At 71.7% G+C, this 11,654-nt stretch carries 10 protein-coding genes; 6 read left to right on the top strand and 4 right to left on the bottom strand.

The genetic code is table 11. The annotated features are described in order from the left end of the window. Positions 1–102: 102 nt before the first annotated feature. The 4 genes from ASF38_RS19145 to ASF38_RS19695 form a co-directional block, all read right to left on the bottom strand. Positions 103–273, bottom strand: a complete 171-nt coding sequence (locus ASF38_RS19145; protein WP_235497505.1) for a hypothetical protein — start codon at positions 271–273, stop codon at positions 103–105. A 29-nt stretch (positions 274–302) separates the two neighbouring features. Then, positions 303–1,760 (bottom strand): MFS transporter, encoded by a 1,458-nt coding sequence (locus tag ASF38_RS07830; protein ID WP_056575405.1) that lies wholly within the window; start codon positions 1,758–1,760, stop codon positions 303–305. Positions 1,761–1,809: 49 nt separating this feature from the next. Further along, a complete protein-coding gene (upp, locus tag ASF38_RS07825) occupies positions 1,810–2,451 on the bottom strand; it encodes a uracil phosphoribosyltransferase (protein ID WP_056552030.1) in 642 nt (213 codons plus the stop codon). A 113-nt stretch (positions 2,452–2,564) separates the two neighbouring features. Then, on the bottom strand, positions 2,565–3,849 hold a 1,285-nt coding region (locus tag ASF38_RS19695), incomplete at its 3' end, for an FAD-binding protein (protein WP_369815176.1). A gap of 79 nt (positions 3,850–3,928) precedes the next feature. Between ASF38_RS19695 and ASF38_RS07815 the strand changes: the two genes are divergently transcribed. The 6 genes from ASF38_RS07815 to araB all read left to right on the top strand — a co-directional run bounded on the left by ASF38_RS07815 (position 3,929) and on the right by araB (position 11,506). Next, positions 3,929–4,921 (top strand): ABC transporter substrate-binding protein, encoded by a 993-nt coding sequence (locus tag ASF38_RS07815; protein ID WP_056552025.1) that lies wholly within the window; start codon positions 3,929–3,931, stop codon positions 4,919–4,921. A 134-nt stretch (positions 4,922–5,055) separates the two neighbouring features. Further along, positions 5,056–6,738, top strand: coding sequence for a sugar ABC transporter ATP-binding protein (locus ASF38_RS07810; protein ID WP_082480587.1), 1,683 nt, complete (start codon positions 5,056–5,058; stop codon positions 6,736–6,738). Continuing rightward, positions 6,731–7,762 carry an ABC transporter permease gene (locus ASF38_RS07805; RefSeq protein ID WP_200914451.1) on the top strand — a complete coding sequence of 344 codons (1,032 nt, stop codon included), beginning with the start codon at positions 6,731–6,733 and terminating at the stop codon, positions 7,760–7,762. Before ASF38_RS07810 ends, ASF38_RS07805 begins: the two co-directional genes overlap by 8 nt. Beyond that, complete coding sequence (gene yjfF / locus ASF38_RS07800; RefSeq protein WP_056574978.1) at positions 7,759–8,763, top strand: galactofuranose ABC transporter, permease protein YjfF; 1,005 nt, start codon at positions 7,759–7,761, stop codon at positions 8,761–8,763. The genes ASF38_RS07805 and yjfF overlap by 4 nt, the downstream gene beginning before the upstream one ends. Continuing rightward, the gene (locus ASF38_RS07795) at positions 8,760–9,803 is read left to right on the top strand and encodes a LacI family DNA-binding transcriptional regulator (RefSeq protein WP_056574975.1); all 1,044 of its coding nucleotides are present in this window, start codon (positions 8,760–8,762) and stop codon (positions 9,801–9,803) included. Before yjfF ends, ASF38_RS07795 begins: the two co-directional genes overlap by 4 nt. After that, on the top strand, positions 9,800–11,506 hold the full coding sequence (gene araB, locus ASF38_RS07790; RefSeq protein WP_056574972.1) for a ribulokinase: 1,707 nt from the start codon (positions 9,800–9,802) through the stop codon (positions 11,504–11,506). Before ASF38_RS07795 ends, araB begins: the two co-directional genes overlap by 4 nt. The last annotated feature ends 148 nt before the right edge of the window (positions 11,507–11,654 follow it).

Raw genomic sequence — 11,654 nt, 5'->3', positions numbered from 1 at the left:
CGACCACACCCACGGACCGGGCTGCGGCCACGACGCCGTGGTGCACGAGGACCACGTCGACTACCTGCACGATGGCCACGTGCACCGTGAGCACGAGGGTCACTACGACGAGTGCGCCACCTGCTCGTGCGCCCACTGCTCGGACAGCTGCGCGACCTGCGTGTGCGACGACTGCACGTGCGAGACCTGCAACCACAACGTCTGCTCGTGCGCCCACTGCTCCGACAGCTGTGCCAACTGCGTGTGCACCGACTGCTCCTGCAGCACCTGCAAGCACGCGGCCTGACGCTGGACGGCGGCGCTCAGGCGGCCGCGAGACGCCGCGAGGACCGTAGCGCCATCACCGATGCCGCGAGAGCGAGGGCGAGGACGGCCAGCGCCACGAACAGGGCCACGCGGATGCCGGTGTCGCCGCCGGACCCGCCCGCCACCACCTGGTAGGTGGTGGCCAGCAGGGCGGCGCCGAGCGACGAGCCGATGCGCTGGCCGGTCTGCAGCGCGCCACCGGCCGCACCGCCCATGCGGGGCGGTACCTCCTGCAGCGTGAGGGTGATGTTCGGCGACACGACGGCGCCGCCGCCGAGGCCGGCCAGCAGCAGGAACGGGGCGAGCGCCCACCACAGGTCTTCGGTCGGCCGACCGGGAGCCACCAGCGCGGCGCCCAGCACGCCGACCATCATGACGCCCAGGGCGCCGACGGTGAGCGATCGTCCGACCGTGCTCACCAGGCGGCCCGCCAGGGGCGACGTGATGGCCGACCCGAGCGCGAAGGGCGTCAGCAGCAGCCCGGCGTGCAGGGCGCTGACGTCGCGGGAGCCCTGCAGCCACACCGACGCCACGAGGAACACGCCCGTGAAGCCGGTGAAGTACACGGTGCCCACGAGCATCCCGTTGCCGAAGCCGGGAAGCCGACGCAGCAGGTCGAGGTCGAGCAGTGGCTCGTGACCGCGCCGCTTGAGCCGGTGCTCCCAGGCGGCGAAGGCCCAGCCGAAGAGCGGCACGCCCACCAGCAGCACGAGCGGCCACCGCGCGCCGGACTCCAGGCTCACCAGCGGGTACAGCAGGCACAGCACCGAGAGGCCGAGCAGGACGGCGCCCGGGACGTCGATGCGTCCCGGTCCGCCGTCGGACTGGCGCCCGGGCACCATGCGGGCCACGGCGATCGCGGCGACGAGCCCGATCGGCACGTTGACGAGGAACAGGAGTCGCCACCCGAGGTCCTCCCCGACCAGCCCGATCACCAGCCCGCCGAGCAGGGGCCCCGTGGCCGAGGCGATCGAGACGGTGAGGCCGAAGTACCCGAACGCCCGTCCGCGCTCGGCGCCGGAGAAGAGCTGCTGGATCAGCCCGGAGCTCTGCGGGGTGAGGAACCCTGCCGACGCACCCTGGAGCAGTCGCGCCACGACCACCAGCTCGGCCGTGGGCGCGAGACCTGCCGCCGCGCTCGAGGCCACGAAGCCGGCCAGCCCGATGAGCATCAGTCGACGTCGGCCGTAGGCGTCGCCGAGCCGTCCGCCGGCGACGAGGGTCAGGCCGAAGGTCAGCGCGTACCCGGACACCACCCACTGCACGGTGCCCGGCGTGGTGTCGAGACCCTCCTGGATCGACGGGATCGCGACGTTGACGATGGTGACGTCGAGCAGCGACATGAAGCCGACCACGAGGGTGACGGCGAGGATGCGCCAGCGGTGGGGGTGCGGACCGTCGTCCTGCGGGGACGTCGACCGTCCTGCGGGGACGTCGACCGGATCCTCGTGCACCAGAACAGCCTGCCGGAGGAACCGGTGGACCGCAGCGTGGGTGCCGGGGTCAGTCCGCGACGCCGTACAGCCGGTCGCCGGCGTCACCGAGACCGGGGACGATGTAGCCGTTCTCGTCGAGCCGCTCGTCGAGGCCTGCGACCACGAGGTTCACCGGCACGCCGATCTCCTCCATCTCGCGCTCGATGCGCGCGACGCCCTCGGGAGCGGCCAGCAGGCACACGGCCGTGATGTGGTCGGCGCCGCGGTCGACGAGGAACTGGATGGCAGCCGCCAGGCTGCCGCCCGTCGCGAGCATCGGGTCGAGCACGTAGCACTGGCGGCCGGACAGGTCGTCGGGCAGGCGCTCGGCGTAGGTGTCGGCCTCGAGGGTCTCCTCGTTGCGCACCATGCCGAGGAAGCCGACCTCGGCGGTGGGCAGCAGGCGCTGCATGCCCTCGAGCATGCCCAGGCCCGCGCGCAGGATCGGGACGACGAGCGGACGCGGATCGGCCAGGCGTACGCCCTGGGCCTCGGCCACGGGGGTCGTCACGGCGACCGTCTCGACCCGCACGTCGCGCGTGGCCTCGTAGGCGAGCAGCGTGACCAGCTCGTCGGCGAGCCGTCGGAACGTGGGGGAGTCAGTGGACGCGTCGCGCAGCACCGTGAGCTTGTGGGAGACGAGCGGGTGGTCGGCGACGTGGACGTGCATGCGTCGAGCCTAGTGCCCCGGCGATCCACCTTCGCCGCCCGATTCGCGCCGACGGGTCAACTGTCGAGCAGCACGCGCTCGAGCCAGGGGTTGACGAAGGTGCGGTCGGGGTNAGGCCCGGCGGACGTCGAGGGTGAAGTGCTTGCCCCAGTGCGGTCGGGGTGCGAAGGGGGCCAACGCCTCCTCCACCACGCGCGCCGCGGCGTCGGCCAGGACGGTGTCGCCGACCCACGTGAAGTGGAACGAGCAGGTAGTCTGCCCGAACTGCGGACTGAGCCACAGGGTGTCGGCGGCCACGGCGCGGATCTCGGCGACCTGCAGCGCGACCGCAAGGTGCTCGCCCACTGCGCGCACGGCGCGGGCCGCGTCGGCCGCGTGCTCGAACGGGACGTGGAACTCGGACTGCACCTCGTCGCCCACGCTGGGCAGGAAGCCGGGGCGGAAGTGCGGCAGCCGCTCCACCCACGGTCCGGGGACGCCCTGCTGGGCGGTGCAGTGCACGGGGTCGAGGCCGGGGATCGGGTGCTGCTCGCCGGTCATGGGCGCGAGGCCCGTCGTCGCCAGGTCGAGCTCGGGGTCGCCGTCACGGGACTTGACCCACACGCGGTCGGGCGAGCCGTCCCACAGCGTGAAGACGCTGACGCTTCGGCCGAGCGCCAGGACGGACGCGAGCCGGTCCGGAAGCGTCTCGGGGTCGCCGTCGAGCAGCACCACCTGACGGTGGTCGACGGCCGGGACGACGTCGAGCTCGAGCGAGGTCACGACGCCCAGCGCGCCGAGACCGACGACCGTGCCGTCGAAGTCGGGCTCGCCGCGACGCACCGTGACGACGTCGCCCGAGGCCAGCACCAGCTCGACGGCGCGCACCTGGGTCGCGAGGTTGCCCGTGCGGACGCCGGACCCGTGGGTGGCGGTGGACACGGCTCCGGCGACGTTCAGGTGCGGCAGGGAGGCGAGGTTCTCGAGCGCCAGGCCGTGCGGCTCGAGCGCGACCGCGAGCTGCGCGTGGGTCAGGCCCGCCCCGACCCGGACCCACGTGCGGTCGTCACCGACCTGCAGCTCGTCGAAGGCCGCGACGCTCACGGCAGCGACCTCGGCACCCGCGGCGGCGTCGGGCAGGTCGTTGAAGGTGTGGGCGGTCCCGACGGGCCGCAGGCGCGTGGAACCGGCCACGAGCTCGCGCAGTGCGTCGAGGTCGTGGGGACGGTGCTCGCGGGCGAAGTGGTAGGGCACCGTGCCCGACCAGCTGGTTCGGCGTGGGTCGTGGGTCACGCTCCATGGTCGCACGCCCCCGGTCACGTTGTGAGCGCTCACAATTCTTTGGCGAAACCCTTGACCCGGCGTGTTGTGAGCGTTAACAATCGGGCAAGCAGTGATGCAGGTCACGTGATCTGGCATCGGAGTGTGATCGGTTGTCCGCCCGCCACACGACCCCCCTGGCGCCCGGAAGGGCGCCGACCCACATGGAGGTAGTGCAATGTTGAAGAAGGTCATCACCGTGACGGCAGGGCTCGCCCTGCTGGGAGGCATGACGGCGTGCGGCAGCAGCTCCGACAGCGGCGGATCCGACGGCGGGAGCGACGCGATCACGATGGGCTTCGCCCAGGTCGGCGCCGAGAGCGGCTGGCGCACCGCCAACACGAAGTCCGTCCAGGAGACCGCCAAGGCCGAGGGGGTCGACCTCAAGTTCTCCGATGCACAGCAGAAGCAGGAGAACCAGATCAAGGCGATCCGCTCCTACATCCAGCAGAAGGTCGACGTGATCGCCTTCAGCCCGGTCGTCGAGACCGGCTGGGACGCGGTCCTGCAGGAGGCCAAGCGCGCCAAGATCCCGGTGATCCTCACCGACCGCGCGGTCGACTCCGAGGACGAGTCGCTCTACGCGACGTTCCTCGGCTCCGACTTCGTCGAGGAGGGCGAGAAGGCCGGCCAGTGGCTGGTCGACAACGCCGAGGACGCCGACGTCGACGGCAACGGCGACATCAACGTCGTCGAGCTCCAGGGCACCACCGGCGCCGCACCGGCCATCGACCGCAAGGCCGGCTTCGAGGACGTCACGTCCTCCGACGACGCCATCAAGATCGTGGCCTCGCAGACGGGCGACTTCACGCGTGACGGCGGCAAGAAGGTCATGGAGGCCTTCCTGCAGTCCAACGACGACATCGACGTCGTCTACGCGCACAACGACGACATGGGCCTCGGCGCCATCGAGGCCATCGAGGCGGCCGGCAAGAAGCCGGGCGAGGACATCAAGATCATCACGGTCGACGCCGTGAAGGACGGGATGACCGCGCTCAGCGAGGGCAAGATCAACTTCATCGTCGAGTGCAACCCGCTGCTCGGCCCGCAGCTGATGGACCTCGCGAAGAAGGTCGTCGCCGGTGACGAGGTCCCGAAGCGGGTCGTCACCGAGGAGGGGACCTTCACCCCCGAGCAGGCGAAGGACGTGCTGGCCGACCGCCAGTACTGACCGCCTGAACGACCCGACCCGGGCGCGGGGGTCGCTGCCACGACCCCCGCCCCGAGTCGCCCCACCCGGCCGACCGGTCGACCCGCCATCCGATCGACCCCGCCCGGCCGATCCCCCTTGTCCCGAGGAGTGACATGAGTGCAGGCACCGCCGCAAGAGCGGCCGCCCCCGCCCCCGGCGCCACGCCCGACGTCGACCCCGTGGTCGTGATGACCGGCATCGAGATCGGCTTCCCGGGGGTCAAGGCTCTCGACGGCGTGGGCCTGCGTCTGTATCCCGGTGAGGTGCACGCCCTCATGGGCGAGAACGGCGCCGGCAAGTCCACGCTGATCAAGGCGCTCACGGGCGTGTACTCCATCGACGCCGGCTCGATCCGCGTCGGGGGCACCGAGCACCGCTTCTCGGGACCGACCGAGAGCCAGGCCGCGGGCATCAGCACGGTGTACCAGGAGGTCAACCTCTGCACGAACCTGACGGTCGCCGAGAACATGCTCCTCGGCCGCGAGCCGCGTCGGCTGGGCCGCATCGACACCCGCGCCATGAACCGGCACGCCGGCGAGGTGCTGCGTCGGCTCGGTCTCGACGTCGACCCCGCATCGACCCTCGGTCGCCATCCCATCGCCGTGCAGCAGCTGGTGGCGATCGCGCGCGCGGTCGACGTCGAGGCGAAGGTGCTCGTGCTCGACGAGCCCACCTCGAGCCTCGACGCCGACGAGGTCCGGGTGCTCTTCGACGTCGTGCGCACGCTGCGTGACCAGGGCGTCGCCATCCTGTTCGTCTCACACTTCCTCGACCAGGTCTTCGAGCTGTCCGACCGCATGACGGTGCTGCGCAACGGACGGTTCATCGCCGAGCACCGCACCGCCGCGCTCACCCAGCTCGAGCTCGTGCAGGAGATGATCGGCCGTGAGCTCGAGGTGCTCGAGCGCCTCGACCGCGAGCCGGCCGACCCCGCTGCGCCTGCCGCCGAGCCCGTGCTGAAGGTGCTGGGGCTCGGACGCAAGGGCGAGCTGCAGGCCACGGACCTCGAGCTGCACGCCGGCGAGGTCGTCGGCGTCGCCGGCCTGCTCGGGTCGGGACGTACTGAGCTGGCGCGGCTGCTGTTCGGTGCCGACGTCGCCGACGAGGGCGAGGTGCAGGTGGGAGGGCGCACCCGTTCGTGGCGCACCCCCCGGCACGCGATCGGGGCGGGCGTCGCCTTCTCCAGCGAGGACCGTCGCGCCGAGGGCGTCGTGGGCGACCTCACCGTCGCCGACAACATGATCCTCGCGCTGCAGGCCTCCCGCGGCTGGCTGCGCCGGGTGCCGCAGGGGACGAGGGACGAGCTGGTCCAGCGCTACATCGAGACGCTCGACATCCGCCCGGCCGACCCGAACGCCCTCATGCGCAACCTCAGCGGCGGCAACCAGCAGAAGGTGCTGCTGGCCCGCTGGCTCATCACCGAGCCACGGCTGCTGGTGCTCGACGAGCCCACCCGCGGCATCGACGTGGGCGCCAAGGCGCAGATCCAGCAGCTCGTCGCCGAGCTGGCGCGTGAGGGCATGGCCGTCGTCTTCATCTCCGCCGAGCTGGAGGAGGTGCTGCGCCTCTCCGACCGGGTGGTCGTCATGCGCGACCGCCGCAAGATCGACGAGCAGGTCAACATCGACCTCGAGGTGTCCGACGTGCTGCACACGATCGCCGGAGGCGGTGAGTCGGCGGTCTCGCTCGAGGTGGTCACCGACCGCGGTCCCGACACCGCGGTGCAGGAGGGCAAGCACGTGTCCGACCAGCCCGCACACGGCCCCGCCGACCCGAAGGGAGCGACCCGTGCCTGACGTGCGCACGCTGCTCCGCAGCTCTCTCGTGTGGCCGGTCCTGGCCCTGCTCGCCCTCGTCGTGCTCAACGTCGTGGTGAACCCCGGCTTCCTCTCGATCCGTCTGCAGGACGGGCGCCTCTACGGCAGCGTGATCGACATCCTGCGCAACGGTGCCCCGGTGCTCCTGGTGGCACTGGGGATGACGCTGGTCATCGCCACCCGCGGCATCGACCTGTCGGTCGGCGCGATCGCGGCGATCTCCGGGGCCGTGGCCTGCGTGCAGATCGCGGGATCCTCGCAGGAGTCGGCCGCGGCCACCGCCATCGTCGCGATGTCGATGGCGCTCGCCGTCGCCGTGCTGCTGGGCCTGTGGAACGGCTTCCTCGTCTCGGTGCTGGGCATCCAGCCGATCATCGCGACGCTCGTGCTCATGACCGCCGGACGTGGTCTGGCCATGCTCGTGACCGACGGCCAGATCACCACGGTCAACAACCCGACGTTCCGACTCATCGGTGCCGGCTTCTTCCTGGCCGTGCCCGTCGCGGTGCTGGTGGCGCTCGTCGTGTTCGCCGCCACCGCGATCCTGACCCGGCGCACCGCGCTCGGCATGCTCATCGAGTCGGTGGGCATCAACCCCGAGGCGAGCCGGCTCGCCGGTGTCCGCAGTCGGACCATCATCTGGACGGTCTACGTCTTCGCCGCCTTCTGCGCCGGCATCGCGGGCCTCATGATCGCCGCGAACACGAGTGCGGCCGACGCCAACAACGCCGGCCTGTGGATCGAGCTCGACGCGATCCTCGCCGTGGTCATCGGCGGCACGTCGCTGGCCGGTGGTCGGTTCTCCCTCACCGGCACGTTCGTCGGCGCGCTGTTCATCCAGACGCTCGCGACGACGATCCCGACGATCGGCATCCCGGCCGAGACGAACTACCTGTTCAAGGCCGTGGCCGTCATCGCGGTGTGCCTGCTGCAGTCGCCCCAGGCGCGCGGCGCCCTCGCGGCCCGACGATCCTCGACCCGCGCGAAGGCAGGTGTGGCATGACCACCGCGACCGTCTCCACCGGCTCGGCGCTGGACCGGCTGAAGGGATACCGCCCGCCGGACCGCTACCTGCCGGTGATCGCCACCTTCGCCGTGTTCGTCGGCATGTTCGGCCTCGGGTCGTCGCGCTACGAGGGCTTCTCCTCGCCGCAGGTCGTCGCGAACCTCTTCGTCGACAACGCCTTCCTCATCGTCCTGGCCGTCGGCATGACGTTCGTGATCCTCACGGGCGGCATCGACCTCAGCGTCGGCTCGGTGGTGGCCCTCTCGACCATGGTGGCCGCCTCGACCCTGCAGGCAGGCTGGAACCCGGCGCTCGCCATCGCGGCAGTGCTGCTGACCGGCACGGTGATCGGGCTCGGCCACGGCCTGGTGATCCACTACCTCGGCATCCAGCCGTTCATCGCCACGCTCGCGGGCATGTTCCTCGCGCGGGGCCTGTGCTACCTGATCAGCGTGGAGTCGATCCCGATCCGCGACCCGTTCTTCTCCACCCTGGCCTCCGGCACGGTGACGCTGCCCGGCGACGTCTACGTCACCTGGACCGCGCTGCTCGCGCTGGCCGTCGTCGGGATCGCCGCGTGGGTGCTGCACCTGACCCGCTTCGGACGCACGGTGTACGCCGTCGGCGGCAGCGAGCCGTCGGCCGTCCTCATGGGCCTGCGCGTGGCCCGCGTGAAGGTCGGCGTGTACGTGGTGAGCGGCTTCTGCTCCGCCCTCGCCGGGCTGCTGTTCTCGCTCTACATGCTGTCGGGATACAGCCTGCACGCCGTGGGGATGGAGCTGGACGCGATCGCCGCCGTCGTGATCGGCGGGACCCTGCTCGTCGGCGGCCGTGGCATGGTGCTGGGGTCGTTGCTCGGCGTGCTCGTCCTGGGCACCATCCAGACCTTCATCTCCTTCGACGGGACCCTCAGCTCGTGGTGGACGAAGATCTCGATCGGCGTGCTCCTCCTGGTGTTCGTCGTCATGCAGCGGTTCTTCACGAGGAGGCAGGCATGACGCTCAAGCACGAGGGACCCCGCACGCCGGTGATGGCCGACGTGGCCGCGCTCGCCGGGGTGTCCCACCAGACGGTCTCGCGCGTGGTGAACGGTCTGCCGCACGTCGGCGAGGCCACCCGCGACCGCGTCCTCGCGGCCATCAAGGAGCTCGACTACCGGCCCAACACCGCGGCGCGCACGCTCGTGACACGGCGTTCGTCGATCATCGGCATCATCAGCACCGAGACCGGGCTGTACGGGCCGAACAGCATCCACCGCACGGTCGAGGAGGCCGCGCGCGAGGCCGGCTACTTCGCCGGTTCGGTCGGGCTGAAGACCATTACCGCCGACGGCCTGCAGGACGCGATCGAGCACCTGCGACGCCAGTCCGTGGAGGGCATCGTCATGATCGCCGCCCAGCACGAGGCGCTCGACCTCATCCGCCGCCAGGACCCGGGCGTCCCGCTCGTCGTGGTCGAGGGCGACCTGACGCGGGCCAAGTTCGCGGTCGGCGTCGACCAGCACCTCGGCGCGAGCGAGGCCACCCGGCACCTCCTCGAGCTCGGACACACGCGGATCGCGCACGTGAGCGGACCGCGTGGCTGGACCGAGGCCGAGGCGCGCGCACAGGGGTGGCTCGACGCGCTCGCCGCGGCCGGTCTCGAGCCCGGGCCGTGCCTCGAGGGCGACTGGACCGCCGAGTGCGGCTACGCGCTCGGGCTGGAGCTGGCCACCCAGCACGACGTCGACGCGATCTTCGTGGCCAACGACCAGATGGCCATCGGCGTGCTGCGTGCCCTGCACGAGTCCGGACGCTCCGTGCCGGCCGACGTGAGCGTCGTCGGCTTCGACGACTCGCCGGAGGCGGGCTACCTGATCCCGCCGCTCACGACGGTCCGGCAGGACTTCCCGGCCGTCGGTCGTCGGGCGATCGCCGTGCTGCACGCCGCGATCGTGGGCGAGGACGAGGACCTCGACCGGCTCGTGGCGCCGCACCTCGTCGTGCGTTCCAGCACGGCGCCCCGTCCCACCGGGGCCACCGCAGGAGGACAGGGATGAGCGCCGCGCGCGAGACCTACGTGGTGGGCGTCGACTACGGGACCCTCTCGGGCCGTGCCCTCGTCGTCCGCGTCAGCGACGGCGCCGAGCTCGCCTCGGCCGTGCACGTGTACCCGCACGCGGTGCTCGAGCGCACGCTGCCGGCGAGCCTGACCGGCGGCCCCGACGTCGACCTCGAGCCCGACTGGGCGCTGCAGGTGCCGCAGGACTACCGCGAGGTGCTGCAGGTCGCCGTGCCCGCGGCCGTGCGCGAGGCGGGCATCGACCCGGCCGACGTCGTCGGCATCGCCACCGACTTCACCGCCTGCACCATGGTGCCGACGCTGGTCGACGGCACCCCGCTGAACGAGGTCGACGGGCTCGCCGACCGGCCACACGCCTACGTCAAGCTGTGGAAGCACCACGCCGGGCAGGGGCAGGCCGACCGGATCAACGCCCTGGCCGCCGAGCGCGCCGAGCCCTGGCTGGCGCGCTACGGCGGACTCCTGTCCTCGGAGTGGGAGCTCGCCAAGGGCCTGCAGCTGCTCGAGGAGGACCCCGAGCTGTACGCGCGGACCGAGCGCTGGGTCGAGGCGGCCGACTGGATCGTGTGGGAGCTGTGCGGCACCTACGTGCGCAACGCCTGTTCCGCCGGGTACAAGGGCGTGCTGCAGGACGGCGCCTATCCGTCGAGCGACTTCCTGGCCGCGCTCGACCCCCGCTTCGCGGACTACGTGACCGACAAGGTCGAGCAGCCGATCGGCCAGCTGGGCGACCGCGCCGGCACCTTGACCGCCCGCGCGGCCGGCTGGACCGGGCTTCCCGAGGGCATCGCCGTGGCCGTGGGCAACGTCGACGCCCACGTGAGCGCCCCCGCGGCCCAGGCCGTCGACCACGGCCAGATGGTCGCCATCATGGGCACCTCCACGTGCCACGTGGTGAGCGCCGGCGTGCTGCGCGACGTGCCCGGCATGTGCGGTGTCGTCGACGGCGGCATCGTCGCCGGCAGCTGGGGCTACGAGGCCGGGCAGAGCGGCGTCGGTGACATCTTCGGCTGGTTCGTCGAGCACGGCGTGCCGCCGTCCGTGCACGAGGAGGCGGCCGCGCACGGCCGCTCCGTGCACGAGCACCTCACCGCCCTCGCGGCGGAGCAGGAGGTGGGCGAGCACGGTCTCGTCGCCCTCGACTGGCACAGCGGCAACCGCTCGGTGCTGGTCGACCACGAGCTCTCGGGGCTCGTCGTCGGCCAGACGCTGGCCACCCGGCCGGAGGACGTGTACCGCGCCCTCATCGAGGCCACCGCCTTCGGCACCCGCACCATCATCGAGGCCTTCACGTCCTCCGGCGTCCCCGTCGAGGAGCTCGTGGTGGCCGGCGGGCTGTCGAAGAACCGCCTGCTCATGCAGATCTACGCCGACGTGACGCGCCTGCCGCTGTCCGTCGTCGGGTCCGAGCAGGGCCCAGCACTGGGCTCTGCCCTCCATGCCGCCGTCGCGGCCGGCGCGTACGCGGACATACGCGCCGCCGCGAAGGTGATGGGGTCGGTGCAGCGCGGTGTGTTCACCCCGGACGAGGACGCCGCACTGCGGTACGACGTCCTGTTCGGCGAGTACACCGCGCTGCACGATCACTTCGGTCGAGGCGGGAACGACGTCATGCACCGGCTGCGCGCGGTCCGTCGCGACGCCGTCCGTCGTCGCCACGCCCGGAAGGATCCGTCGTGACCGTCACCGCCGACGTGTCGGCAGCGATCACGACGCTCCGCGAGCAGGTGTGCGCACTGCACGCCGAGCTGACCCGCTACGCGCTGGTGGTCTGGACCGCCGGCAACGTCTCGGCGCGCGTGCCCGGTCACGACCTCATGCTGATCAA

It is taken from the genome of Aeromicrobium sp. Leaf272 (assembly GCF_001422865.1).
GTDB lineage: Bacteria > Actinomycetota > Actinomycetes > Propionibacteriales > Nocardioidaceae > Aeromicrobium.
Note: the sequence above shows the minus strand (reverse complement) of the source record. Positions and strands in the feature narration are given on the sequence as shown.

Bases quoted from the DNA above. Each gene is read 5' to 3' on its own strand.
- upp (WP_056552030.1), bottom strand. From the start codon at position 2,451: ATGCACGTCCACGTCGCCGACCACCCGCTCGTCTCCCACAAGCTCACG.
- ASF38_RS07815 (WP_056552025.1), top strand. From the start codon at position 3,929: ATGTTGAAGAAGGTCATCACCGTGACGGCAGGGCTCGCCCTGCTGGGA.
- ASF38_RS07810 (WP_082480587.1), top strand. From the start codon at position 5,056: ATGAGTGCAGGCACCGCCGCAAGAGCGGCCGCCCCCGCCCCCGGCGCC.
- yjfF (WP_056574978.1), top strand. From the start codon at position 7,759: ATGACCACCGCGACCGTCTCCACCGGCTCGGCGCTGGACCGGCTGAAG.
- ASF38_RS07795 (WP_056574975.1), top strand. From the start codon at position 8,760: ATGACGCTCAAGCACGAGGGACCCCGCACGCCGGTGATGGCCGACGTG.
- araB (WP_056574972.1), top strand. From the start codon at position 9,800: ATGAGCGCCGCGCGCGAGACCTACGTGGTGGGCGTCGACTACGGGACC.